This is a genomic window from Delftia sp. ASV31 (genome assembly GCF_016428765.1).
Classification (GTDB): domain Bacteria; phylum Pseudomonadota; class Gammaproteobacteria; order Burkholderiales; family Burkholderiaceae_C; genus Comamonas; species Comamonas acidovorans.
This window is the reverse complement of record NZ_JAELTK010000072.1, coordinates 1-25,700: the sequence shown is the minus strand read 5'-3', so window position 1 is coordinate 25,700 and position 25,700 is coordinate 1. Positions and strand designations below refer to the sequence as shown.

Here is a 25,700-nt window from a genome sequence, read left to right as displayed (position 1 = left end):
CGCCTCCAATATAGAAGGACGCCGGGTCGGCCTGCCAGTGCTTTTGCATTTCATTGCAATTTCATGACGCACTCTGAAAACGGCGGAAGCGGCGTACATCGGTAGCACGCCACCCGCTCTTCAAGAGCTCAAAACTGTGTTTGCATCCATGGTTTGTTATTATTCATTGATCTAAAAAGTTGATTTCATAGTGTTGACCGTGTATTTGGTGAACTCCTAGAATCCGCCAGCGCTCGAATAGAGCGTTTTTTGTTTCTGCTGCCTCACGACTGAGCAGATCCCGCAGGCCTACAACGCAATGGCGCACCAAGCGCCAGCCTCCCGGATCCGCAGCACCCAATCCAGGGTGTCAGCCTCACCGGCCTTCGCTTCGGCGAAGGCCGTTTCGGGTTGGTGCCCCTAGAAAGGAAAAAGCTATGCCAGCGTCAGGAAAATTTTTCGCCGCCGCGCGAACGTTCGCCATCGATGTGGCCAACGGTTTTCTTGCCATCATCCACAACAGCTTCGCCCTGCTGGGCCTTGCTGTGGCCTTCATGGCCATCACCTTGTTCGCCCGCCCTGACCTGCGCGATGCCGGAGAGAGCCAGCTGCGCTCCTGGCTGACCGCTCGCCAGATGGCCGAGCTGGGTGTTCCCGTCGAACTCGCTGCCAGCGATCGGGCGACGGCGACCAACCCCAAGAACCTGCCCAAGGAGCAGGCGGCCGTGGCCTTCTGGCTCAGCAAGAAGTACCGCGTGGCGCCTGAGCCGATCGCGGCACTGGTCAGCGAGGCCTATGACCTGGGCAAGGTCAACCGCCTGGACCCGACGCTGATCCTGGCCATCATGGCCATCGAGTCCAGCTTCAACCCGTTTGCGCAAAGTGCTGTCGGCGCGCAGGGCCTGATGCAGGTGATGACCACGGTGCATACCGACAAGTATGAGAACTTCGGTGGCCAGAATGCTGCCTTCGACCCGGTCAGCAATCTGCGCGTGGGCGTGCGCGTGCTCAAGGAATGCATCGAGCGCGCCGGCTCCATCGAAGGAGGCCTGCGCTACTACGTGGGCGCGGCCAACCTGCCCACCGATGGTGGCTACGCCGCCAAGGTGCTGGCCGAGCACCAGCGCCTGCGCATGGCCGCCGGCCTGCGTGCCGTGCCTTTGATGACCGCCAAGGTCGATCAGCCCCGGCAGGCCGTACAGGTTGCCTCCACCAAGCCGGCCACCCCCGTGGCCGAGGCCTCGGTCCCGGCAGCAGCGGCTGCGCCTGCAGCCGTGCCGGTCAGCTCGAGCAACACCTCTGCCCGCTCCGAGCAGGTGGCCCTTCAGTCCCAGGAGCCGGCGCTGTAGCCTGGCTTCCCGGCATAGTGAGTGCACAGCTGGCCAAGGCCAGCTTTTTTCATGCCCGATCCAACTGCAGGTGGCCCACGCAAACGCCTTCTGCAACGCCCCTGCCAGGTCTTCGGCGCCACCGGCTCAGCTACACTAGCGGGGTACGCAACTGGCGATAGGCGCAGCCGCTTCACGCACCGCTGCCGCTGACGTGGAAACCAGCAGAAGGCCCGAGAAGGACCACCTTCTGTGAACCACCGGGGAGCGTACCGCCCAGCCTCCATGCGCACGCGGGATCTGGAGTGTTCCGCCGTTCGCCTGGGCAGCCCTTGGCCTCAAGGGAATTTCAAGTTCACAGGACTGCCATGTTTCAACGCACCAATACCGTCGAGAAGGTCGACGCCGAAGTCTTTGCCGCCATCCAGGCCGAGAACCTGCGTCAACAAGAACATATCGAGCTGATCGCCAGCGAGAACTATTGCTCGCCCGCCGTCATGGAAGCCCAGGGCTCCCAGCTCACCAACAAGTACGCCGAAGGCTATCCGGGCAAGCGCTACTACGGCGGCTGCGAGAACGTCGATGTGGTCGAGCAGCTCGCCATCGACCGCGTCAAGAAGCTGTTTGGCGCCGAAGCCGCCAACGTTCAGCCCAACTCCGGCTCCCAGGCCAACCAGGCCGTGCTGATGGCCTTTGCCAAGCCCGGCGACACCATCATGGGCATGAGCCTGGCCGAAGGCGGTCACCTGACGCACGGCATGCCGCTGAACATGTCGGGCAAGTGGTTCAACGTGGTCTCCTACGGCCTGAACGCCGAAGAAGCCATCGACTACGACAAGATGGAAGCGCTGGCGCGCGAGCACAAGCCCCGCATCATCGTGGCCGGCGCATCTGCCTACGCCCTGGCCATCGACTTCGAGCGCTTCGCCAAGATCGCAAAGGAAGTCGGCGCCATCTTCTGGGTGGACATGGCCCACTATGCCGGCCTGATCGCCGCAGGTGTGTACCCCAACCCCGTGCCCCACGCCGACGTGGTCACCACCACCACGCACAAGAGCCTGCGCGGCCCGCGCGGCGGCGTGATCCTGATGAAGGCCGAGCACGAGAAGGCCATCAACAGCGCCATCTTCCCCGGCCTGCAAGGCGGCCCGCTGATGCATGTCATTGCCGGCAAGGCCGTGGCCTTCAAGGAAGCGCTGTCGCCCGAGTTCAAGACCTACCAGGAACAGGTCGTGAAGAACGCCAAGGTTGTCGCGGAAACGCTGACGGCACGCGGTCTGCGCATCGTCTCCGGCCGCACGGAAAGCCACGTCATGCTGGTGGACCTGCGCGCCAAGGGCATCACCGGCAAGGCGGCCGAAGCCGCGCTGGGTGCCGCCCACATGACGATCAACAAGAACTCCATCCCCAACGATCCCGAAAAGCCGATGGTGACCAGCGGCATCCGCGTGGGCACGCCCGCCATGACCACGCGCGGCTTCAAGGAAGAGGAAGCCCGCCTGACAGCCAACCTGCTGGCCGACGTGCTGGAGAACCCCGCCGACGAAGCCAACCTGGCCCGCGTGCGCGCCCAGGTGGCCGAGCTGACGGCCCGCTTCCCGGTCTACGGCGCCTGAGTTGCACGCATAGAGGCCTGCCATGAAGTGCCCGTTCTGCAGCCATCCGGACACCCAGGTCGTGGAGACCCGTGAGGCCGAGGATGGGGGCTTCATCCGCCGCCGCCGCCAGTGCGGCGGCTGCGACAAGCGCTTCACCACCTATGAGCGGCCCGAGGTCAGCTTTCCCGCCATCGTCAAGAAGGACGGGCGGCGCATCGAGTACGAGCGCGCCAAGCTGCTGGGCTCGTTCAAGATCGCGCTGCGCAAGCGCCCCGTGAGCACAGAGCAGATCGATGCCGCAATCGAGCGCATCGAGGAACGGCTGCGCAACCTGGGCGAGCGCGAAGTGCTCTCCAGCCGCCTGGGCGAGATGGTGATGCGCGAGCTCAAGCTGCTCGACAAGGTCGGCTACATCCGCTACGCCAGCGTCTACCGCAGCTTCGAGGACGTGGACGACTTCAAGAACGTCATGGATGAGGTGCGCAATCCCGGCTGATCAGGCCGGCAGGACACAAGAAAGCCGCCCTTGGGCGGCTTTCTCTTTGGTGGCCTGGCAGTGCTTTCAGGGCGCGGCGGCAGGGATGGGAGCCAGGCCCGAATCCACGTCACCGCACTGTGCGCGGTGGCGCAGCGCATGGTCCATCACCACCAGGGCCAGCAGCGCCTCGGCGATGGGCGCTGCGCGGATGCCGACGCAGGGGTCGTGGCGACCCTTGGTGATGACCTCGGTGCTCTGGCCCTGCACGTCGATGGATTCGCGCGGCGTGATGATGGAACTGGTGGGCTTGATGCCTATGCGCACTTCCAGGTCCTGACCCGTGCTGATGCCGCCGACGATGCCACCGGCGTTGTTGCTGCGAAAGCCTTCGGGACTCAGCGAGTCGCCGTGCGTGGTGCCGCGCTGGACCACGCTGTCGAAACCGGCACCGATCTCCACGGCCTTGACCGCGTTCAGGCCCATCATGGCGTAGGCGACGTCGGCATCCAGGCGGTCATACAGCGGCTGGCCCAGGCCCACCGGCATACCGCTGGCCTGCACGCGCAGCGCCGCGCCGCAGGAGTCGCCCGACTTGCGCAGCGCATCCATGTATTCCTCGTATTGAGACACATCGGCCACCGGCGCAAAGAAGGGGTTGTTGCGCACATGCTCCCAGCTCTCGAAGGGCAGCGACAGCTCGCCCACCTGGGTCATGCAGGCGCGGAACTCGGTGCCGAACTTTTCCTTGAGCCACTTCCTGGCCACGGCACCAGCGGCCACCGTGGGGGCCGTCAGCCGTGCCGAGGAACGGCCGCCGCCGCGCGGATCACGGATGCCGTATTTCTGGAAGTAGGCGTAGTCGGCATGGCCGGGACGAAAGCTCTGCGCAATGTTGGAGTAGTCCTTGCTGCGCTGGTCGGTATTGCGGATCAGCAGCGCGATCGGCGTGCCCGTGGTGCGGCCTTCGTAGACGCCCGAGAGGATTTCCACCGCATCGGGCTCGTTGCGCTGGGTCACGAACTTGCTGGTGCCGGGACGGCGGCGATCCAGTTCTTGCTGGATATCCGCTTCGTTCAGCGCCATGCCGGGCGGACAGCCGTCGATGACGCAGCCTATGGCCGGGCCATGCGATTCGCCGAAGTTGGTGACAGTGAATAGGGTGCCGAAGGTGTTGCCGCTCATAGGCCGACGATTATGCCCGGGTAGCCCGCAAGCGCCGTGCCCGCGGCGGCGGTGCATTGCGCAGGCAGCCATCGCCCGGCGAGAATAAAAATAGCTATCGGATTGCAAATATTCATAGTTAAAATTGCAATCCACCCTTTTTCCAACCGCCTGCGGATCACCACACAGGCACCAGCCGCAAACTGCGGGAGGTTCGTGAAATGCAGGCCTCTTACGACTCAACGCAAATCCAGGATCACGGCGACCATGCGGGCAGCACTCCGCCGGCATCGCCAGGCCTTCAGCCCAAGGACGAGGAGCAGGACCTTCGCCCCTCGCTGCTGAATGTGCTGCTGACATCGTCCAGCCCTGGCGATTTCAGAACCCGCAACAGGCTTGCCCAGGCCAAGCAGTACATGCGGGCCCGGCTCGACGACCCCGAGCTCAAGCCCTTGCAGGTGGCCCAGGACATGGGCATGTCGCTGCGCAGCCTGGCGCGGCTGTTTGCCACCGAAGGCCTGACCCCCAGCCGCTGGCTCTGGAACGAACGGCTGGCCCAGGCGCACCTGCTGCTTCGGGCAGACAATGCGCGGCGCGTGACCGATGTGGCGCTGGCTTGCGGCTTCACCAGCTTCTCGCACTTCAGCCGTGTCTTCAGACAGGCCTATGACGTGCCGCCCAGCGCCTTGCTCAAGCCCAAACGCCGCCGCGTGCACTGACAGGTCCTGCGGCCCATCCATTCGCTGTTCACGCGACTGTCTGCTTTGCGCCCTGCGCGCAAAGACAAAGGCCTCCGCCGCATTTTGCGTTCGGAGGCCTTGCTGCCCAAGGTGAAACGGTCGAAAGGTCGAAAGGTCGATATCGCCCCGATGATCAGTCCGCGCCCTGGCGCTCGCCCTCAGGCCAATCGCGGATGTAGGCCTTGAGCATGCGGTTCTCGAAGTTCTGGCTGTCCACCACGGCCTTGGCCACGTCGTACAGGCTGATCACGCCCATCAGCATGCGCTTGTCCATCACCGGCATGTAGCGTGCGTGGCGGTCCAGCATCATGCGGCGCACCTCGTCCATGTCGGTTTCCATGGTGCAGGTCATGGGAGCGTCGTCCATGGCCGAGCGCACCAGCGTCTCGCCCACCCCGCCGTGCTTGACGAAGCCCTGGATCACTTCGCGGAAGGTCAGCATGCCGACCACGTCGCCATGCTCCATGACCACGAGGGAGCCGATATCGCGCTCCGACATCACCTGCACCGCGCTGGCCAGGCTTTCGTCCGGCGACACCGTGTAGAGGGTGTTGCCCTTGACGCGCAGGATGTCACTTACTTTCATGCCGTATCTCCAAATTTGTCTGTGTCGCCGTGGTTGCGGCAAGCCCGTGTCTGACAGGAAATATAGCCCACAATGCCCGCTTGCCTTGACAACCATGGAGACAGGAATGCCCGGCTACTCGGACCCCGGCTTTGACACCCTGGCGCTGCACGCGGGCGCACAGCCCGACCCCGCCACCGGAGCGCGCGCGACGCCCATCCACCTCACGACCTCGTTCGTGTTCGAGTCCAGCGACCATGCGGCCTCGCTGTTCAACCTGGAGCGCCCAGGGCACGTCTACAGCCGCATCTCCAATCCCACGAATGCCGTGCTGGAGCAGCGCGTCTCGGCCCTGGAAGGCGGCGTGGGCGCCATCGCCGTGGCCAGCGGCCAGGCGGCGCTGCACCTGTCGGTGGCCACGCTCATGGGCGCGGGCAGCCATATCGTGGCCAGCACGGCGCTGTACGGCGGCTCGCAGAACCTGCTGCACTACACGCTGGCGCGCTTCGGCATAGAGACCACCTTCGTCAAGCCCGGTGACATCGACGGCTGGCGCGCCGCAGTGCGCCCCAACACCAAGCTGTTCTTCGGCGAGACGGTGGGCAACCCGGGCCTGGACGTGCTGGACATCCCCACCATCAGCGCCATCGCACATGAGGCCGGCGTGCCGCTGCTGGTGGACTCCACGCTGACCTCGCCCTGGCTGATGAAGCCGCTGGAGCATGGCGCGGACATCGTCTACCACTCGGCCACCAAGTTCCTGTCGGGCCACGGCACCGTGGTCGGCGGCATCGTGGTGGATGGCGGCAGCTTCGACTGGGAAAAGTCGGGACGCTTCCCCGAGCTGACCGAGCCCTACGACGGTTTCCACAACATGGTGTTCAGCGAGGAAAGCAGCACCGGCGCCTTCCTGCTGCGCGCGCGGCGCGAAGGCCTGCGCGACTTCGGCGCCTGCATGAGCCCGCACACGGCCTGGCTGATCCTGCAGGGCATAGAGACGCTGCCGCTGCGCATGGAGCGCCACATCCGCAATACCGAGAAGGTGGTGCAATTCCTGGCCAGCCATCCGCTGGTGGGCCGCGTGGGCCACCCGCTGCTGGAGACCCATCCCTCGCACCCACTGGCAAAGAAGCTGCTGCCGCGCGGCGCGGGCTCGGTGTTCAGCTTCGACATCAAGGGCAACCGCAACCAGGGGCGCAAGTTCATCGAGACACTCAAGGTCTTCAGCCATCTGGCCAACGTGGGCGACTGCCGCAGCCTGGTGATCCATCCGGCCAGCACCACGCATTTCCGCATGAGCGACGAAGCACTGGCCCAGGCCGGCATCGGCCAGGGCACGATACGCCTGTCCATCGGACTGGAGGATGCCGACGACCTGATCGATGACCTCAAGCGCGCCCTCAAGGCCGCTGAAAAGGCAGCGTGAGCCGACAAGGGAGACACCAACAATGAAGATCGATGTTCAGGGCCACGCCATCTACGCCTATACCGGCGGCAAGGCCTTCAACCCCGCCCAGCCCACGGCCATCCTCATCCACGGCGTGCTGTGCGACCACAGCGTCTGGGCCCTGCAAAGCCGCTACCTGGCCAACCACGGCTGGAACGTGCTGGCCATAGACCTGCCCGGCCACTGCCGCAGCGCGGGTGACGCGCCCGCCAGCGTGGAGGCGGCGGCGGATTTCATCGGCCAGCTCATGGATGCGGCAGGCATCGAGAAGGCCGCGCTGGTCGGCCACAGCTGGGGCAGCCTGATCGCCATGGAAGCGGCCGCGCGACTGGGCGCGCGCGTCAGCCACCTGGTGCTGGTGGGCACGGCCTATCCGATGAAGGTCTCGCCCGCCCTGCTGGACTCCGCACTGAGCACGCCAGAGCAGGCCATCCGCATGGTCAATGTGTTCTCGCGCGCCACGCTGGCGCCACCCAGCGGCGCAGGCAGCTGGGTATTCGGCGCCGGCATGGCGCTGGGCCGGCGCGTGCTGGCCAGCAATGACCGCACCAACCTGCTGCACACCGGCTTCAAGGCCTGCGACAGCTACGCGGGCGGCGAGGCGGCCATGGCGGCGCTGCAATGCCCGGTCCTGTTCGCCCTGGGCGAGCAGGACCAGATGACGCCGCCCAAGGCCGCCAAGGGCCTGATCGAGGCGGCCCGGGCCGCGCAGCGCCAGGTCAGCATCGTGCACCTGCCCAGCGGCCACAACCAGATGACCGAGGCGCCCGACCAGACGCTGTTCGCCATCCGGGATTTCCTGGCGCGCTGAGCCCGGCCGGGTCCTGCCCGCAGGGCAGGCACGCACTCACGCCCCGCGCGCGGGGAAGATGCTCTTTTTCACGAGCGCGTGCACGCCCCAGTTGCCATCCACCACCTGGGTGATGCCGAAGTCCACGGCGATCGACATCAGCGAGATGGCCTCGTCCTCTCCCAATCCCTGGGTGGTCATGAGGAAGTGGCGCATCTTGTGATAGGCGTCGCGCAGCGCCAGGTCCACGGAAGACTTCTTGAAGATCTGGTTTTGCGCATCAGGCCCCAGCTCCGCCAGGTAGTTGGCGTAGCTGAAGCCGTGCAGCAGCCATTCGTCCTGGGTTTCGAGCAGCGGATAGGCCAGCTCGGCCAGCGGCGTTCCAGGCAGGTCCGCCTTCTTGTGCAGGACCAGCTGGAAGGTGCCGGTCAGCGAGCACTCGATGGCCGTGCCGCACAGCTCGGAGTCCCCCTGCGAGGCATGCGGATCACCCACGGTGAAGTTGGCCCCTGGCACGGCCACGGGGAAATACATGGTCGCCCCCTTGCCGATGCGCCAGTTGTCGATGTTGCCGCCCGTGTGGTTGGGTGGAATGGAGCTGGCCATCTCCACCTCGGCCGGCGCCACGCCGATGGTGCCGAAGTGCGGGCGCACGGGAACGCGGATATTGCGCAGCACGTTTTCGTTCTTGCTGATCGTGCGGTGGTCCACGGGCACGCCCGGATAGTCGATGGTCGGGTGGACCACGCCAAAGGGGTCGGTCTGCGGCGTCCAGCGGTAGTTGTAGACGGCGCGGGCCCAGTTGCGCTCGCCGGTCGCATCCACCTCGTAGATGGTGACCACCTCGCGCTTTCGGGGCTCGGTGAGCGTGTCGCCATAGTGAAAGCCCCAGTTCGCCGCCGCATTGCTGCCGAAGGTCCGGCCCTTGAACTGCGGGTTGCCCGAGGGGCGTGGCACCACATCAATGATGCGCACTTCCAGCACATCGCCGGGCTGGGCGCCCTTGATGCGTACCGGCCCCGTGCAGATGTGCACGCCCTGGCCTCCGCCTGCGCCGTTCTTGGCATCCATGGGACCGGCGCCCCGGCGATCGACGTTCTTGCGCTGACTGTCCCAGTGGAACACGCTCTCGGCGCCAGGGTCGCCCCGGACCATGCGTTCGGCATCGTCATTGGCGTGGTGGGTCAGCGTCTCCATGGTCACGTAGTCACCCGATTCGACTTCAACCACCGGCTTGGCCGATCTGCTGAAGTAGCCCCAGAGCACGGTGCTGGCAGAGGCGGGAATGTAGTAGTGGCTGGCCATGCCCTGGCCGGCCCGGGCGCCAGGCGCGCCCTGGGCAAAGGCCCGGGACGGTGCCATCGCACCGCTGATGGCGCCGGCCGAGACCGCGCCGCCACCGACCACCATGGCGTCGCGCAGGAAGGAGCGGCGTGCAACCTGGAATTCCTCGCGGATCAGCTTCTCATCGGCTGGCGAAGCACCGTGCTGGCAGCCCGGGCCGCAGATATGTTCTTGGTGGGGGATGGTCATCGAAAATACTCCTGCTGTTGTGGATCGGTGCCGGCAGCGCCAGTGTCCAGGCGAGCATGTCCAGGCCGGTTGTTCCTGCGCGCACAAAAACTTGTCGCGGCTGCCATCCGGTGCGCCGGGCTTGGACAGGCAGTACGCGGGCGTTCATAGTTCGCCCCTGATGCACGACGATCCAAGACGCTTTTCCACCCACGCATTTCCCGATGCCTTGCGGCAGGCTGCGCTCAATGAGGCGCTGTCCAGGGCAGACATCCATGGCGAAGCGCCCACGCCACCGGCCACCCACCTGGCGCTGCGCAGCTCGCCACTGGGATCGGTGTTCATTACGCTGGCTACCTCGCCGCTGACGCTGCAGGCCGTGGCCAAGCGGCTGCGCGGCCCGGGACTGCTGCTGTGCGCCTTGCTGCAAGGCAGCGCCAATGCGGTGATCGAGGACGCCGCGTTCCCGCTCAAGGCCGGCTCGGCCCTGCTGCTGGAATCAGACCGGGACTGGCAGCTGCAGTTGCCCGGCGACGGCCGCCTGCTGCTTGCGCGGCTGGAGTCCTCGAGCTTTCTGTTGCGCCTGCTGCGCTCGTGCCCGCCCGAGGCCCGGCACATCGGCGGGACAGGCGGCGTGGGGGCCATGTGCATGGCAATGGCGGCCTCACTGGCAGAGCAGATCGACACACTGGCACAGGACGATCTGCTGTCGGTGGAGGCCACGCTCACCGACATGCTGGTCACCTGCCTGACACCGCGCGCCGGCAACCCCGACCAGGAACAGGCCGAGACGACAGAGCCGCCCAGCGCCGTGCAGCTTGGCCATCTGCGCCGCATCTGCCGCGCCATCGAAACCCGGCTGGGCGATGCCGAGCTGTCCATCGATGCCATCGCCGACGCCGAGGGGCTGTCCACGCGCTATCTGCAAAAGCTGTTCAAGGGGGCGGCCACCAGCTTCAGCACCTACCTGCGCGAACGACGGCTGGAGCGCTGCCGCATGGACCTGAGCAACCGCTCGCTGCAGCATTTCTCCATTGCCGAGCTGTGCTTTCGCTGGGGCTTTGGCGATGCCGCCAACTTCAGCCGAGCCTTCACGGCCCGCTATGGTCTGTCCCCCAAGGCCTATCGCGCCAGTCCGGCGCGCGTGCAGGATGCGCCGCCCGGCCAGCGCGGACGCCCCTCGCCCGCCGAGAGCGCTGCGCAGGGTGCAGAACCGGCCGCAGCGCGCCTGGCACACAGCCCGTTCCAGGCCCTGCTGCGCGACCACGCACGCTACGCCCAGGCGCTGGCCCTTGTGCCCAAGCGCTCGGCGCACGCAGACAATGGCGGTGCGTCGCCCCAGCATTACTACCTTCCGGTCTCCGACAAGACCGTGCACTGGGGCTACCTGAGCCGTTCACTCAAGCCCGTGCTTTCGGTGCGCTCGGGTGACGTGGTGACCATGGAGACGCTGACCCAGCATGCCTCGGACGACTGGGAACGCATGATCGAAGGCGATCCGGGCGCCGAAAGCGTGTTCCACTGGACCGCGGCCCAGAAGGCCGTGGACCGGCGCGGCGCGGGCCCGATGGATGCCTCGATCTACGGCCGCGGCGCGGGCGAGGGCTTCGGCGTGCACATCTGCACCGGCCCCGTCTATGTGCATGAGGCCGAACCCGGCGACCTGCTGGAGATACGCATCCTCGATGTGCAGCCACGCCCCAGCTGCAGCCCCGCCCACCACGGCCGTGTCTTCGGCAGCAACGCAGCCGCCTGGTGGGGCTTTCACTACCGCGACCAGATCACGGAGCCCCGCCAGCGCGAAGTGGTCACCATCTATGAAATAGACCACGCACTGCCCGAGGAGCCCACGGCCCGCGCTGTCTACAACTACCGCTGGACGCCGCAGACCGACCCCTTCGGCGTGGTCCATCCGACCATCGACTACCCGGGCGTGCCCGTGGACCCCGCCACCATCACCCGGCGCTTTGGTGTGCTGGACAAGGCACGCGTGCCGCTGCGTCCGCATTTCGGCATGCTGGCCGTGGCACCGCGAGAGGCCGGCCTGATCGACTCCATACCGCCGAGCTACTTCGGCGGCAACCTGGACAATTGGCGCGCCGGCAAGGGCGCGACGCTCTTCCTGCCCGTATCGGTGCCAGGCGCGCTGTTCTCGGTGGGAGACCCGCATGCATCCCAAGGCGACTCGGAACTGTGCGGCACGGCCATCGAATGCTCGCTGACCGGCAGCTTCGAGCTGCGGGTGCACAAGCGCGCCGCGCTGGACAACCGCTTCCTTGCAGAGCTGGACCACCCTTTCCTGGAGACCGGCTCCGAGTGGGTGATACAGGGCTTCAGCTTCACCGACCACCTGGCCGAACTGGGCAGCCAGGCGCAGTCCCAGGTCTATCGCAAGTCATCGCTGGAAGGCGCCATGCGTGACGCCTTCCACAAGGCAAGGCGCTATCTGATGCTGGCCCACGGGCTGGACGAGGACGAGGCCGTATCGCTGATCTCCGTGGCCGTGGACTTCGCCGTGACGCAGGTGGTGGACGGCAACTGGGGCGTGCACGCCGTGATCAAGAAGGCGCTGTTTCCGCCGGAACTCTCGGCGTCCGCCCAGGCGGGCCCATGAAGCCCGCCCGGGATCAGACCCGCGCCAGGAAGCGGGCGATGCGCTGGGCGATGCGCTCGGGCTGCTCGCGGTGGGGAACGTGGCCGCCGCCGGCCACGATCTCCACCTCCACCGGGCCGCTGGCGCGGTCGCGGATGCGCTCGGGGTGGACCAGGGAGCCGAACTCGTCGAGCTCTCCATGGATGGCCAGCACCGGGCAGCGCACGCGCTCCAGCGCCTCATCCAGCCGGTAGTCGGCAAAAGGCGGGGACAGCCAGGTATCGACCCAGGCAGACAGCACCCAGGCAGCCTTGTCGCCGTGGTATTTCTCCAGGCGCGCCAGCTGGCCGGGCCGGGCGAAATCCTGTTGGGCCGCACGAATGCCCTGCAAGGTGCGATCTTCCACAAAGGCCTGGGCGGACTCCGTGATCACCGCCTTGCACTGCGCGCCATATCGGGCCGCCACCATGGCGGCCATGCCGCCGCCCACGCTGTGGCCCAGCACAATGAAATCCCCAAGGCCCAGCCCCTGGTGCACGGCCGGGAACACGGTCTCTGCCTCCCGGGCCACAAAGCCCGGCCCCAGCGTGCCCGGATAGGGATCGGACTGGCCAAAGCCCAGCCGGTCGTAGGCCAGCACATCGCGGCGCGTGGCCTCGGCCAGTTGCTGCGGGAAATCGCGCCACAGCGCCACCGAGCCCAGCGAGTCGTGCAGCAGCACGATGGGCGCGCGCGCCGGGCCTTGTTCGCGTTCGCCGGCCGCCGGCGCCTGCCAGCGCCTGACGTAGATGCTGCCCTGCGGCGTGGGAATGCGGATTTCGTTCAAGGATGCGGGGATGTCGGTCATGCACGAGGAAGGCATCGAAAAAAACTCCATGCCGGTCGGCGCCGGCCCGGCAGACATCATGCGCCTGCATGCCGCCAGAGGGCGACACCGTGGCGACGCGCGGGGCGGAATGCGGCAGCTTTTGTCTCTCTCGGGGCAGCTTTTGCGAACCCGGGCGCGCGGGTTCCTCCGATGGTGAAAGGCCAGGCAGCGGCGTATAAGTTGAAGCCACCCCATGCACGCGAAGGCCTGCCATGTCACACGCTTCCGCTCCCCTGCCCGGCGCCGCACAGGCTGCCGTGGACCCGCGCCAGTTCAAGAGCTTTGCCGAGTTCTATCCGTTCTACCTTCAGGAGCACAGCAACCGTACCTGCCGGCGCCTGCACTTCGTCGGCTCCACGCTGGCGCTGCTGTGCCTGTTCGCGCTGTTCCTGACCGGCAATTTCTGGTTCCTGCTCGGCGGCCTGCTGTTCGGCTACGGCTTTGCCTGGATAGGGCACTTCGGCTTCGAGAAAAACCGGCCCGCCAGCTTCAAGCGCCCGCTGTACAGCTTTCGCGGCGACTGGGTGATGTGGCGCGACATCCTCACCGGACGCATTGCGCTCTAAAGCGCCGCGCCGGGCACTACGGCCGGGGCCGGCTCTCCAGCAGGCTGGCCAGCGTCATGCCCGCCAGGCCCGTGCGCTCCCACAGCGGCTGCACGGCAGCGGAAGGCGCCAGCAGCAGGCGTTCGACCAGGGGTGCCAAGGGCGTGTGTTGCGGGTCCACCAGCAGCATGTAGCGGGGCTCCGTGCCCTCGCTGCCCGCCGCGACGCCTGGCGCCTGCACCGTTCCCACCCAGTCGAGCACGGACAGCGCCTGCAGCACCGGATCGATCTGCTGCCAGTCCACATGCAGGCGGCGTGCCAGATCGCTGGCATACAGGCCCTTGGCGGGCGACTCGCGCTCCTGCTCCAGGTACTGCAGGATTTCCACGGCCATCTCGAACTGCCAGCCCTGCTGTCCGGGCATGCGCTGCACGCCGGCCATGACGATGGGCAGATACGCGGTGACCACGGCGCCCAGCAGCACGATGATCCAGGCCATGTAGATCCAGATCAGCAGGATCGGCAAGGTGGCAAAGGTGCCGTAGATGACCGAATAGGTAGGCACCGAGGCCAGGTACAGGCCCAGCGCCTTCTTGGCCAGCTCCATGCAGGTGGCCACGAACAGGCCGCCCACCCAGGCATGGCGCCAGCGCACCGCCGTATTGGGCACGTAGTGGTACAGGCCCGCCATGCCAGCGGCCAGCGCCAGGTACTCGATGGAATCGAAGATGAAGCGCAAGCCTTCGGGCAACGCATTGACCAGCCCGCGCGAGGCCGACATCACATAGGACGACAGCACCAGGCTCAGGCCCAGCACCAGCGGGCCCAGCGTGATCGCGGCCCAGTAGATCAGCACGCGCTGGCCCAGCGGCCGCAGCTGGCGCACGCGCCAGATGTTGTTGAGCGTGCGGTCTATGGTGAGGATCAGCGCGACCGCCGTGATCACCAGAATGGAAAAACCGGCCATGCCCAGCTGGCTGGCCTTGGAGGCGAACTGCGTCAGATAGCCCAGCACCTGGCGTGCAATGGTCTCGGGGATCAGGCTGTCGATCAGCCAGCGCTCCAGCACGATCTGCACGCGCGAGAAGATGGGAAACGCCGTGAACAGCGCCAGCGCCACCGTGAAGAACGGCACCAGGGCCAGCACCGTGGTGAAGGTCAGGCTGCTGGCGGTGACGCCCAGCCGGTCCTCGCGAAAGCGTTCGCGCAGCGTGTGCGCGGTATTGCGCCAGGGAAAGCAGCGCAGGCGTTCGCGCCAGGATGGGGGCACCACCGGCTCGGGCCGCTCCATCAGCGAAAGGCTGCGCTCCTGTTCGGGCACGGGCAGTGCAACGGCACCGTCCTCCAGGCCACCGGCAGGCTCCTGCCCGGGGCCGCCGCTCATCGCCATATCTCCGCTGCAACGCGCGTGCCTGAAACGGGAACGCGCGTGACCATCCAAGCAATCACATGTTCAAAGGACAAGACCATGGCCGATATGATGCCACCCCGATGACTGATTCCATTTCTCGCCCCGGCGCCGATGTCGCCGCCACCCGCTGGCTGGCGGTCTCCAGCCTCATGGGCCTGATCGTGCTGAGCCTGGCCTGGGAACTGTGGCTGGCGCCCATGCGGCCAGGGGGCTCCTGGCTGGTGCTCAAGGCCCTGCCGCTGGCGGTGCCGCTGATCGGCCTGCTCAAGCACCGCATGTATACCTACCGCTGGGTCAGCCTGCTGGTGTGGATCTATTTCACCGAGGGCGTCGTGCGCGCCTGGAGCGACCCGGCGCCCGGCCGCTGGCTGGCGCTGCTCGAAGTTTTCCTGTGCCTGATGCTGTTCACCGCCTGCGCCCTGCATGTGCGCTGGCGCCAGCGCAGCGCGCGCCGCGCGGCCCGGGCGGCCGGCGGCTGAGTCCCCGTTTTCATGCCTTCACGTCTTTGAAAGAAGTTGCAACATGACTGCACTGCTTGAACGCCTGCGCCAGATCGTCGGCGAAGCCCATGTCCTCACCGAGGGCGACCTCGTGGCCTATGAACAGGACTGGCGCCGCCGCGTGCGCGGCAAGTCCCTGGCCGTGGTGCGCCCGGCCAGCACGGCCGAGGTGGCCGCCGTGGTGCGCGAATGCGCGGCCGCGGGCACCAGCATCATTCCCCAGGGCGGCAACACCGGGCTGTCGGTGGGGTCCACGCCGGACGACAGCGGCACGCAGGTCGTGCTCAGCCTCACGCGCCTGAATGCCGTGCGCCACATCGACCGCGACAACCTGAGCTTCACCGTCGAGGCCGGCTGCATCCTGCAAAGCCTGCAGGAGCTTGCCGAGAAAGAGGGCCTGCTGTTCCCGCTGTCGCTGGCCGCCGAAGGCAGCTGCACCATTGGCGGCAACCTGGGCACGAACGCGGGCGGCACCCAGGTGGTGCGCTACGGCAACACGCGCGAGCTGTGCCTGGGCCTGGAAGTGGTCACCCCGCAGGGCGAGGTCTGGGACGGCCTCAAGGGCCTGCGCAAGGACAACACCGGCTACGACCTGCGCGACCTGTTCATCGGCAGCGAAGGCACGCTGGGCATCATCACCGCCGCCACCATGAAGCTGTTCCCCCAGCCTGCGGCCCAGCTCACGGCCTTTGCCGCCGTGCCCTCCATGGAAGCGGCCGTGCGCCTGCTGGGCATGGCGCACAGGCACCTGGGCGCGGGGCTGACGGGCTTCGAGGTCATGGGCCAGTTCGCGCTGTCCCTGGTGATCAAGCACATGCCCCAGCTGCGCGTGCCCTTTGCGGGCCTGGACGGCGCGCCGCCCTATTACGTGCTGGTCGAGAACTCGGACAGCGAGTCCGAGCAGCATGCGCGCGAGCGTTTCGAGGCGCTGCTGGAGCTGGCCTTCGAGGACGGCTGCGTGCTTGACGCCGTGGTGGCCGAAAGCCTGTCGCAGGCCCATGAGCTGTGGCATATCCGCGAGAGCATTCCCCTGGCCCAGGCCGAGGAAGGCCTGAACATCAAGCACGACATCTCCATTGCGGCATCGCGCATTCCCGCCTTCGTCGAACACACCGATGCCGTGCTGCAGCGCGAGATCCCGGGTGTGCGCCTGGTCAACTTCGGCCACCTGGGCGACGGCAACCTGCACTACAACGTGCAGGCGCCCGTGGGCGGCGACGCCAAGGCCTTCCTCAATGAGCGCGAGCACCTGGTCAACCACCTGGTCTACGAGGCCGTGGCCGAATTCGGCGGCTCGTTCTCTGCCGAGCATGGCGTGGGCGCGCTCAAGGTGGACAAGCTGCAGAAGTACCAGTCGCCCGTGGCGCTGGGCATGATGCGCGCCATCAAGCAGGCGCTGGACCCGCAGGGACTGATGAACCCGGGCTGCATCCTGCCGCGACAAGCCTCCTGAGGGCAACGCCGCCCCTTCTGGGGCAGCGCCGGGTTTGCACGCGCCGTCCTGAGCCAGGAGCGGCCCGTGCCTGCCTTGTCAGGAAACCGGCTTGGCCTCGATATTGGCCATCGTCTTGTTGACCTGTTCGGGCCAGGCGATGTCGGCACCGGCCGCGTCGGAGAAGTCGGTCTGCTTGCCATCGGTCAGCAGCCACACGCGCAATGCGTTGCGCGCGGGATCGATCACGATGGCCCCCATCTCCTCGCCGCCCTGGTGGGGGCGCAGGCCGACGATGCTCCACACATCGCCTTCCTTGGTCAGCGGGCCCACGGTGCGCATATTGCTCAGCAGGGTCGGGTAGCTGGTGCCCAGCAGCGCCTTGAGCCGCTCGGCCAGCACGCCTTGCTCCAGGTAGTTGGTGCCGTCGTAGGGATACTTGCCCAGGTACTCGGCCAGGCTGTCCAGGCCGGGCTCCCCCGCCTTGGCGGTGGACGGCAGGCGCGTGCGCTCGGGAAAGTTCAGCGTCAATGCGGGCGCGGGCGCGGCCACATCGAGTGCCACGGACTGCACGGCCTTGGGAGTGGGAACGGTGGGAGAGCGCGGATCACAGGCTGTCAGCGCCAGCATGGCGGCACCCAGTGCGATTCCGGCCTGCCAGGGGGAGAGCATGGAAGACATGCGCAAGCTCCTTGTCAAAGCGGATGCGAAAAAACCATGGCGCCGGTGTGAAAGCCCAGGCAAGACACCGGTGCCCGTCGGCAGTCATTTTCGCACCGGGGGTTGCAAACCTTGTTTCGAGGGGCATGGATACCGTCGGACAAGGCGCCGTATTCATCAAGGGATAATCCCCGCCATGAACATGACTGCCGCGCCCCGCCCTGCCCGCTCACAGTACGAAGATTTCATGCGCCATGTCTACGAACATGGCGTGTCCAAGACCGACCGTACCGGAACGGGTACGCGCAGCGTGTTCGGGCACCAGATGCGCTTCGATCTGTCCGAAGGCTTTCCGCTGGTCACCACCAAGAAGGTGCACCTCAAATCCATCATCCTGGAACTGCTGTGGTTCCTGCGCGGCGACAGCAACGTGCGCTGGCTGCAGGAGCGCGGCTGCACCATCTGGAACGAATGGGCACGCGAGGACGGCGACCTGGGCCCGGTCTACGGCGTGCAATGGCGCAACTGGCCCACGCCGGACGGCGGCCACATCGACCAGATCGCCGAAGTGGTCAAGCAGCTCAAGAGCAACCCGGACAGCCGCCGCATCATCGTCAGCGCCTGGAACGTGGCCGACCTGCCGCAGATGGCGCTCATGCCCTGCCACGCCTTCTTCCAGTTCTATGTGGCCGACGGCAAGCTCAGTTGCCAGCTGTACCAGCGCAGCGCGGACATCTTCCTGTTTCCCGGCCAAACTGTTCCTGTTCAATGCATGGCGGACCAAGGCTCTCACCGGGTTCTCCACTGAGCAATTCCTAGGTAGTATCTTGTTCACTTGAACAAAGGAACTGATGCGCCTGGATGTCGATAGTTGGAGCAGCATGGCTGCTTGAAGACCTGGTAAGGAAGCCCAGGCTGGAGGTGTACCGTCAGCGTGCATCTCTCAAAGCTCCGGCAGAAATCGCTGCCTACAACCGGACCAAGCCTGCGTTTGCTGGGCATCACATAGGGTCCCGGGTTCGCCCCCCTCACAACCTGACACAAGCGTTCCCAGCCCGGGCCTGGGAGGACGTGCTTTGATTCTTCATTCTTGGATGGGTGGGGATGTGGAGCAGCACACGTTCTTCGATGACCTGGAGCGCGTTGTTGAACTGCCCACTGAGTTTGCAAAGTCGAAGGCAGGTCGGCTAGCACCCGAGTCCCGGCCGCTGTACGCGCGCCGCATTCGAGAACTCTGCCAGTACCTTGAACACCACGCCGTGTATGGGCAAGTGCGGGTAGACGTGGCCATCGGGCAACTGTCGCTGTTCGTGATTGAAGACTTCTACCGCGACCTAGAGCAGCGGGGGCTTGGCAGCAGCACGGTACGAGGCTACGAAATCACGGTGCGAGAGTTCTGTAAGTGGTTGGCAAGCAGTCACGCGGGGTACACGCATAAGCAGAACCTCTACGAAGGTCAAACCTTCCTCACGAAGAAACCATCCACCCGGCTACCCAGCCTCACGGACGTTAAGAAGGTCATCAAGCTTTTGAGCGCGATGAACTTTGAGGAACACCGGCTTCTCGGCCACTTCATGTACGACACCGGCCTGCGCATCTCCGAGGTGCCCCGAGTCATGAAGTCGGACATCCCTGACCCAATGCTGTACCCACGGGACACCATGTACTTCCCGTTGTTTGTTTCGGGTTCCAAAGGTCGGGGTGGCCAGTTCAAGCCTAGGGCAACCATCATCACTCGGGCCATGCTTTCCCGCATCCACAAGTACCACAACAGCAAGCAGTACTTGATGCATTACCGAAAACATGCGCGTCGCTCACCCAACAAGCACTCCGACGACTTTCCGGCATTCTTGAACACGGAAGGAAATCCCATCAACAAGGATGCGATAGAGACCTTCATACGAGATGCCGCTATCCGCGCTGATTTGAAGGTTTCGGGCCATATGCTGCGACATGGCACTGCGTACTCAGTGCTTCGCTCGGAACACGGCAAGACGATGGTCGACAACCTCATCGTCGCCCAGAAAATTCTGGGGCACGCAGACCTCAGTACCACGGAAATCTACACCCGCGTGCCTGCAGCTGCGCTCGTCCGCAGCTCCGTGGGAGCAGCAAACGACCCTGTCATCTTCCGCTTCGAAGAGGCCCAAGTCATCTTCGACGACACCTACATGCCAAGCCACGCCCACAAAAGAAAGCGTCGCGGAATAGGAGACCCGCATGTCAAGAACCCCTACCACTGATGACTCGCTTCCAGTTGATATCCGCGAGCACTACAAGCTGCCCGAGCCGACGAAAGAGTCGCCCTATGCACAGGTGGAATGGGTGTTCGACAGGGTCATCTCAACGAAGACTAAGAAGTCCACACGAAAAAACTACGTAATCGGCAAGTCGTTCTACTTGGAGCATCTTCGCGCTCTAGGGCTTAAAGACCCCTACTACCTCCAAAAAGAATGGGGGGCCCTCGCTCTTCTGAGATTTCGAGAGCAGCTTTCCAAGCGCATCGAGGCTGGGGAGGTGAATTACGCCTCGTATACCTTGGTTGGCATTTTCAGCGCGATGCGATACGTGATGAATTACGCAGCAAAGCGCGGAATGGCTGGCTGCGTTCGCATGCTGGACGTCACGTACGGTTCAGGAACACCAGTGACTAATGTCACGGAGGCATACCCAGACAGCGAGTTAATTGAACTCTTGGATGCCATAGGCAGCGAGCTGTCCATTTCGCGAAAAATTCTTTCCGGATACACACCTCAGCCCCCTGGCGCTGGGCGAGACCCGCGAATATTCCCGCGTAAAAGTCCGGAAGAAGGCTTTGGATACAGGGTTGAAGCGAATATGCGGTGGTACTTCGAAAACGTGCTCAACTGCGTTCCAGTTATGAATGATGAGGCGGGAAAGCGCGAGCACAACAGCTTTCTCGGCTTTGCCACGCGGGAACACGGAGGCCTTAACGACCTATATCGCAGATGGGGAGTCTCAACCTTCTTCGACTTCGACATGCTCATGCCACATGTCGTCAACTTGGCATACCTTACTGGATTGAACCCTGGCCCGCTGGCTGCGCTCGCACTCGATGCGTATGGTGAGTCTCACCCAGCGACAGGGACGCCCTACCTTCGATACGTAAAAGACAAGGTAAGTAAGGAGCTAGAGCTCTACCTAGAGCTTTTCGACAAGGAAGGCGACAAATCAAGCATTGATGACAGTGTTCTCTTAGAGACCACCGAACGCTTTCTGCCGCGCAAGCAGGCCACACAAATTGCGCGCACCATTGAACTCATCCGCAAGGCCACCGAGCCGCTGCGCAGCAGCCTACCCGAAGACCACCCGTTAAAGAATCGTTTGCTTATCTACACCTCCCGCGGCCCACGCACATTTGGCCAGACCCAGGGGGTGAACTCAAAGAAAACGAGCAGTTGGTGCGCTCAAGTTGTAGAGAAATATGGGTTGGTAGGAGAGGACGGTGAAGCGCTCAACTTCAACTTGGTCCGCTTTCGTTCAACGAAGCTCACAGAACTTGCGCTTCAAGGACGAGACATCCTCACGATTCAACTCTTTGCAGGCCACAAGGGGTTGAAGACCACCATTGGTTATCTGTCACGAAAAAAGCTTGAGGTTGAGGCTCGTAAGGTGGTCCGAGATGCGCTCGCGACCATCCACGCCAATCGCATGGAGTTCGACGACCCAGACGCATGCGCGCGAACGAAGAACGCCACAGCAACCGAACAGCCCATTCATTTGTATCGAGGCCTGCTCTCTGACTGCAAGAATCCCTTTGACCCACCTAAACGAGTTCGGGCCTCGAAGAGCTACGTCCCCGGCAGAGCCTGCAGCAGGTTCAACATGTGCATCTTCTGCAAGAACGTGGTCATCTTTCGGCGCAACTTACCAACGCTTGTCGCATACCTGCACCAGATTAATGCAGCAACAGAGACCAACGTCCAGAACCTGCCGAATGCGGGCTTCTATGAGGACTCCAGAGCAATCATCGAGAACTTGCTGGACCCGGGGCGTAGTGAATTTTCGGCGGAAGACATACGCTGGGCGCGTGAGGAAGCGGCCAGCCTGAATCCGCTCGTGGACAACGCCGTGTATCGCGGAGTGGCTTGAGATGCAGAAAGCCAAAAGAATAGCATTATCCGTTGATGACATCGCCAGCCCCAGCTTTCCACCTCAAGACTATCGAGTGTCCAAGCACTCGGTTTATAGCGACGGGAAATGGGACCTCGGCGACGAATCGAACGTCCGGTTGAGGGGTCACTCCGAAGCAAAGCTCTCAATTGATTGGCGCATATATCATTTTGACCGCGAAGCACCCGGCTCTTCACTGAACGACGTCATCGCCAAGAGCCACCTGGACGCTCGTGTAAGCAACGGAATTATCAATGACATACGCTTACTGAGCTTCGTGCAGCTTGAGATGCCCTTTGTGTTTGGTAAGCGTGGCAGGCAAATTGAGCGAAGCAAGCCACCGACTGTCGTCTCTATGGCTCGAGCATTAGTAGTCCTGTTCTCTGTGGTGGATACGGTACGTGCGGAGCGCATTTCTTCTGTCGCACCTGGCCTGCCTTATACCCCACTCCAGTCTGTCATCGAGATTACATTTCAGGACCTTGAGGCAGCATTAAAGAAGTACCCATTTTCGGATGGGAAGACCGTTTATAAAGGCCTGCGAGCGTTCGCATCTCCGGTGCTACGAGGTAAGTTCGCTGGAGCATCTGTTCAGTGGACCGAGGGTGACATTGACAATCTCACATTTCCAAAGCCGACTCCTCGTGATTCTGAAAGCGTAATGCCCGATGCACTGTTTCGGATGCTGAGCAACACCGCAAGCAAGGATGTCGCGTGCTTTCTCTATGCGCTGCAGCTCCATCGATACGACCAAACGGTCCCCGTGCAGTTGTCCGGTCTGCTTCCCCGCGAAATCATCTTGGCCGAGGCCTGGAAAGATTATGTTGCCATTCGCAATGACGACCGGGAATACTCGGCAAAGCTTGGGAGAAGAAGTACAAGGACCGGCGAGCGAAGAAAGGAATTCACACGGAAACACGGGATTTCCACGGATGACTTCTTTCTTTATATCAGTGACGTGCAGCGGGCATGCATGATGCTAATCGGCCTCTACACCGGTGGCAGATTTTCAGACTTCACCTCGTTTGTTGCCGGATGCATCGAGGAAGTTCACGGCATGCCGATGCTGGTAGGGACGGCGTCCAAGCACCGGCCTTTGAACGCCCCTGTTGGTGATGATGTTTGGCCGGCAATTCCCATTCTTCGCGATGCCGTGACGTGTCTCGAAGAAATTTCGCAGGTGACTTTCAACCCGTATCTAATCTCGAGCACGTACACCGTTGCCATTGGAGAGGAGCCGCAACCTTTATCGCTGAGCGGATTCAGGGGCGCATTAAACATCTACCTGCAGTCAGCAGATGCGGATGGCCGCTGGCGCGATTGGGTCATCAATCCTCATCAGCTCCGGCACACGCTTGCGCACAAATTGGCCCAAGCGGACGTCGGCATCGTCTACATCTCATATCAGCTCAAGCATCTCTACACAGCCCTTGCGGGTCTGCCGGCTGATGTCACCCTGGGGTACGGAAACATTGGGGAACAGAAGGTGGCCCGAGCAATGGCCGTGAAGGACCTGTCGAGGGAGGCAGCGAACGCGCTGTTTAATCCGGATTCACCAATAGCAGGTGGCGGTGCCGAGGAGTTTCGCCAGCGTCGCAAGCTCTATTTTGATGGGCGCATGGCCCAGGGCTGGACGCGAGACGAAATCATCGACCAGCTGGCAGCGTGTGGGTTGCCATTTGTCAACGTTGGACCGGGATATTGTGGTGGCGTAAGAGAGGAAGAACTGGCCGATGGTACGAAGCGGCCCCCACCGTGCATTGGCAACTTGCAGTGCAACACCGGCGACTGCGACAACGCTGTGGTCACGCAAATTCACGTCGCACAGTGGAAAGACATCGTTGTGAAGAACAAAGAGCTCGCGTCGGACCCTCGCCTTGCGCATGCCGCTGACAACTTCAAAGCTGCCATCTCTACGGGTGAGCGGGTGCTCCGAGACCTCGGCATCAACCCGGCCACGTTATGACCGGCAAGTCCCGTCCAGATGCCCTCCTGGCAAAGAACGCAAGGCGCTTTGACGCCATGACGCAGGCTATTGAGGAAGCGCTCAAGAAGATTGAGAGTGACCGCCGCCTCAAGACAACCGAAGAGTCGTTAGCCGAGCTTGTCGGATGTTCGCGCGGCACCCTTCGAAACCGGGGATGGCCGCTAACCCAGTTGGGCGACATCAGAGATGCAAGAGCGCAGAAACGGGACGCCGATAAGTCAGAGCAGCCGAAGGCGGCCGCAGCGAAAGCTGAGTCGGAAACCGAAATGCTCAAGAACCAATTACAGCTTAGCCGCACCGAGAACGCGAGACTTCACGCGAAGAATGAGTTGCTCGGCAAGGAGCTCCAGCAAACCAAGGACCTGCTGGCAGAGGTGACCCGGCTCACTCGGAATACGCGCCTGGACGCTACCCCATCCCGCTCCAATGGTTCATCAGCAAAGGTGGTGCCGCTCCGGGAGAGAGCTGTGGCCAAGGCCGATGAGGGCCCATCCAAACGATAGCGCCGGCCACCTGCCAGGTACTAAAGCAAACGGGCCCCGATGGGGCCCGTCTCACGAAGGGGTCCTGTTTGGAGGCTCAGACCGCGATGGGAGCCTTAATCCCAGGCTCAGGGTCGTAGCCTTCAATCTGGAAGTCCTCGAAGCGGTAGTCGTAAATGGACTCCGGCTTGCGGATGATGTTCAGCTGAGGCAGCTTCTTTGGCGACCGAGTGAGCTGCAGTTCAATCTGTTCCATGTGGTTGGCATAGGCGTGAAGGTCGCCGATGCTGACCACAATCTCGTGTGGAATCAAATCGCACTGCTGAGCCAACATGTGCGTCAGAAGTGCCAATGAGGCGATGTTGTAGGGCAGGCCCAGGAAGCTGTCCGAGCTTCGGATGTACAGCTGGGAAGACAGCTTGCCGTTAGCCACGTAGAACTGGTACAGAAGGTGGCAGGGTGGCAGGGCCATCAGACCATTCTCAGCATTCTGGACCGGGCTCTTCGACTCGTCGGGCAGGTACTCGGGGTTCCAACCGTGGAACAGGATTCGCCGGCTGTTGGGGTTGGTCTTGAGCGTGTTGACGACGTAGTCAATCTGGTTGATGGTGCCGCCGTCCTTGGTCGGCCATGCAGTCCACTGCTTTCCGTACACGGGGCCGAGCTCCCCTTCAGGTGTGGCCCATTCATCCCAGATGGAAACCCCGTGCTCGTTGAGCCACGCGATGTTGGTGTTGCCACTGAGGAACCAAATCAGCTCGTTTGCGATGCTCTTGAAGTGAAGCTTCTTGGTCGTCAGGAGCGGGAACCCGTTCGCCAAGTTGTGGCGAATCTGTCGACCAAAGACAGAGGTAGTTCCAGTTCCAGTGCGGTCACCCTTGACCTCACCGTTTTGAAGAATGTCTTCAAGCAATTCCAGGTATTGCTTCATGCATGCACCAATCTGAACAAGTTATCGTGTGCTTCGGATGCCTCAGGCGGGGCCGTAGACATGCGAAGTTGAGGCGAGCTAGAAGTAGTCCCTCAAGACCCTCGGGGCGGTGTGATGCCCTGGAGCCAGGAGCGCATTTTGCTGCAGGAGCGCTTGCGCCACGTCCGGAAGGGCATCAGTCAGATGTGTAGGAAGCACTTTTAGTGCCCCCCATGAGCCCTTCGGGCTCAATCGTCTACCGAGCAACGGCGGCCTGGGTAGCAAGCGATATCACACTAGAGGAATACAAAAACGGGCAGTTTGTACTACTCTATTGACATGCCAAAGACCGCGAAAGCCATCGAGCAACTACCTCCTTCCACCATCGCTGTTCTTCAAAAGCTTGGGGCAGACCTTGCGGTTGCCCGGCTCCGCCGCAGAGAGTCTTTGCGCACGTGGGCCCAACGACTTGGGGTTACTGTTGCCACGTTGCGGCGGTTGGAGGCCTGTCTCTTATACACATCTAAAAGGGGGGGGGGGGGGGGGGGGGGGGGGGGGGGGGGGGGGGGGGGGGGGGGGG

Annotated in this window: 21 protein-coding genes, 2 pseudogenes and 1 riboswitch; of the genes and pseudogenes, 15 read left to right on the top strand and 8 right to left on the bottom strand. The window is 63.5% G+C overall.

Features of this window, described 5'->3' with window-relative positions:
• Positions 1-416: 416 nt before the first annotated feature.
• The 3 genes from JHD82_RS22000 (at position 417) to nrdR (ending at position 3,401) form a co-directional block, all read left to right on the top strand.
• Entirely contained in the window at positions 417-1,328 is a 912-nt protein-coding gene (locus JHD82_RS22000; protein ID WP_197943971.1) for a lytic transglycosylase domain-containing protein, read from the top strand.
• Positions 1,329-1,465: 137 nt separating this feature from the next.
• A riboswitch (ZMP/ZTP riboswitch) is annotated at positions 1,466-1,641 on the top strand.
• A gap of 34 nt (positions 1,642-1,675) precedes the next feature.
• Positions 1,676-2,923, top strand: a complete 1,248-nt coding sequence (glyA, locus tag JHD82_RS21995) for a serine hydroxymethyltransferase (protein WP_012206754.1) — start codon at positions 1,676-1,678, stop codon at positions 2,921-2,923.
• Positions 2,924-2,945: 22 nt separating this feature from the next.
• The gene (gene nrdR, locus JHD82_RS21990; protein WP_012206755.1) at positions 2,946-3,401 is read left to right on the top strand and encodes a transcriptional regulator NrdR; all 456 of its coding nucleotides are present in this window, start codon (positions 2,946-2,948) and stop codon (positions 3,399-3,401) included.
• Between the two features lie 66 nt (positions 3,402-3,467).
• On the opposite strand, the gene aroC is transcribed toward nrdR, so the two are convergent.
• Positions 3,468-4,565 carry a chorismate synthase gene (aroC, locus tag JHD82_RS21985; protein WP_013801440.1) on the bottom strand — a complete coding sequence of 366 codons (1,098 nt, stop codon included), beginning with the start codon at positions 4,563-4,565 and terminating at the stop codon, positions 3,468-3,470.
• A gap of 200 nt (positions 4,566-4,765) precedes the next feature.
• Between aroC and JHD82_RS21980 the strand changes: the two genes are divergently transcribed.
• The gene (locus JHD82_RS21980; protein WP_012206757.1) at positions 4,766-5,263 is read left to right on the top strand and encodes a helix-turn-helix domain-containing protein; all 498 of its coding nucleotides are present in this window, start codon (positions 4,766-4,768) and stop codon (positions 5,261-5,263) included.
• Between the two features lie 154 nt (positions 5,264-5,417).
• Here the strand turns inward: JHD82_RS21980 and JHD82_RS21975 are convergent, their stop codons facing one another.
• Complete coding sequence (locus JHD82_RS21975) at positions 5,418-5,870, bottom strand: CBS domain-containing protein (protein WP_012206758.1); 453 nt, start codon at positions 5,868-5,870, stop codon at positions 5,418-5,420.
• Between the two features lie 106 nt (positions 5,871-5,976).
• Between JHD82_RS21975 and JHD82_RS21970 the strand changes: the two genes are divergently transcribed.
• Complete coding sequence (locus JHD82_RS21970; RefSeq protein WP_199138781.1) at positions 5,977-7,275, top strand: O-acetylhomoserine aminocarboxypropyltransferase; 1,299 nt, start codon at positions 5,977-5,979, stop codon at positions 7,273-7,275.
• 22 nt (positions 7,276-7,297) lie between these two features.
• Complete coding sequence (locus tag JHD82_RS21965; protein WP_199138779.1) at positions 7,298-8,107, top strand: alpha/beta fold hydrolase; 810 nt, start codon at positions 7,298-7,300, stop codon at positions 8,105-8,107.
• 36 nt (positions 8,108-8,143) lie between these two features.
• On the opposite strand, the gene JHD82_RS21960 is transcribed toward JHD82_RS21965, so the two are convergent.
• The gene (locus JHD82_RS21960) at positions 8,144-9,619 is read right to left on the bottom strand and encodes an acetamidase/formamidase family protein (RefSeq protein ID WP_013801436.1); all 1,476 of its coding nucleotides are present in this window, start codon (positions 9,617-9,619) and stop codon (positions 8,144-8,146) included.
• 160 nt (positions 9,620-9,779) lie between these two features.
• On the opposite strand from JHD82_RS21960, the gene JHD82_RS21955 reads away from it, so the two are divergent.
• Entirely contained in the window at positions 9,780-12,212 is a 2,433-nt protein-coding gene (locus JHD82_RS21955; RefSeq protein WP_199138777.1) for an acetamidase/formamidase family protein, read from the top strand.
• A gap of 13 nt (positions 12,213-12,225) precedes the next feature.
• On the opposite strand, the gene JHD82_RS21950 is transcribed toward JHD82_RS21955, so the two are convergent.
• Positions 12,226-13,053: an alpha/beta fold hydrolase gene (locus JHD82_RS21950; RefSeq protein WP_199138775.1), complete on the bottom strand. Its 828-nt coding sequence runs from the start codon at positions 13,051-13,053 to the stop codon at positions 12,226-12,228.
• Positions 13,054-13,271: 218 nt separating this feature from the next.
• Between JHD82_RS21950 and JHD82_RS21945 the strand changes: the two genes are divergently transcribed.
• Entirely contained in the window at positions 13,272-13,625 is a 354-nt protein-coding gene (locus JHD82_RS21945) for a DUF962 domain-containing protein (RefSeq protein ID WP_012206764.1), read from the top strand.
• A 16-nt stretch (positions 13,626-13,641) separates the two neighbouring features.
• Here JHD82_RS21945 and JHD82_RS21940 read toward each other — a convergent pair whose 3' ends face one another.
• On the bottom strand, positions 13,642-14,988 hold the full coding sequence (locus JHD82_RS21940; protein ID WP_199138773.1) for a YihY family inner membrane protein: 1,347 nt from the start codon (positions 14,986-14,988) through the stop codon (positions 13,642-13,644).
• A 107-nt stretch (positions 14,989-15,095) separates the two neighbouring features.
• Between JHD82_RS21940 and JHD82_RS21935 the strand changes: the two genes are divergently transcribed.
• Both JHD82_RS21935 and JHD82_RS21930 read left to right on the top strand, forming a co-directional pair.
• Complete coding sequence (locus tag JHD82_RS21935) at positions 15,096-15,494, top strand: DUF2069 domain-containing protein (protein WP_043782539.1); 399 nt, start codon at positions 15,096-15,098, stop codon at positions 15,492-15,494.
• A gap of 43 nt (positions 15,495-15,537) precedes the next feature.
• A complete protein-coding gene (locus tag JHD82_RS21930) occupies positions 15,538-16,968 on the top strand; it encodes an FAD-binding oxidoreductase (RefSeq protein WP_199138770.1) in 1,431 nt (476 codons plus the stop codon).
• A gap of 78 nt (positions 16,969-17,046) precedes the next feature.
• On the opposite strand, the gene JHD82_RS21925 is transcribed toward JHD82_RS21930, so the two are convergent.
• Positions 17,047-17,628 (bottom strand): hypothetical protein, encoded by a 582-nt coding sequence (locus JHD82_RS21925; protein WP_012206768.1) that lies wholly within the window; start codon positions 17,626-17,628, stop codon positions 17,047-17,049.
• A 175-nt stretch (positions 17,629-17,803) separates the two neighbouring features.
• On the opposite strand from JHD82_RS21925, the pseudogene JHD82_RS21920 reads away from it, so the two are divergent.
• The 5 genes and pseudogenes from JHD82_RS21920 to JHD82_RS21900 all read left to right on the top strand — a co-directional run.
• Positions 17,804-18,349 (top strand): annotated as a pseudogene (locus JHD82_RS21920) (thymidylate synthase); the annotation flags it as partial.
• A gap of 334 nt (positions 18,350-18,683) precedes the next feature.
• Complete coding sequence (locus JHD82_RS21915; RefSeq protein ID WP_199138769.1) at positions 18,684-19,850, top strand: tyrosine-type recombinase/integrase; 1,167 nt, start codon at positions 18,684-18,686, stop codon at positions 19,848-19,850.
• On the top strand, positions 19,828-21,720 hold the full coding sequence (locus tag JHD82_RS21910) for a hypothetical protein (protein ID WP_199138767.1): 1,893 nt from the start codon (positions 19,828-19,830) through the stop codon (positions 21,718-21,720). The genes JHD82_RS21915 and JHD82_RS21910 overlap by 23 nt, the downstream gene beginning before the upstream one ends.
• A 1-nt stretch (position 21,721) precedes the next feature.
• Positions 21,722-23,707, top strand: coding sequence for a tyrosine-type recombinase/integrase (locus JHD82_RS21905; RefSeq protein WP_199138765.1), 1,986 nt, complete (start codon positions 21,722-21,724; stop codon positions 23,705-23,707).
• A complete protein-coding gene (locus tag JHD82_RS21900) occupies positions 23,704-24,231 on the top strand; it encodes a hypothetical protein (protein WP_199138763.1) in 528 nt (175 codons plus the stop codon). The genes JHD82_RS21905 and JHD82_RS21900 overlap by 4 nt, the downstream gene beginning before the upstream one ends.
• Before the next feature lie 76 nt (positions 24,232-24,307).
• Here the strand turns inward: JHD82_RS21900 and JHD82_RS21895 are convergent, their stop codons facing one another.
• Together JHD82_RS21895 and JHD82_RS21890 are read right to left on the bottom strand one after the other, a co-directional pair.
• The gene (locus tag JHD82_RS21895; RefSeq protein WP_199138761.1) at positions 24,308-25,141 is read right to left on the bottom strand and encodes a thymidylate synthase; all 834 of its coding nucleotides are present in this window, start codon (positions 25,139-25,141) and stop codon (positions 24,308-24,310) included.
• A gap of 374 nt (positions 25,142-25,515) precedes the next feature.
• Positions 25,516-25,700 (bottom strand): annotated as a pseudogene (locus tag JHD82_RS21890) (hypothetical protein); the annotation flags it as partial.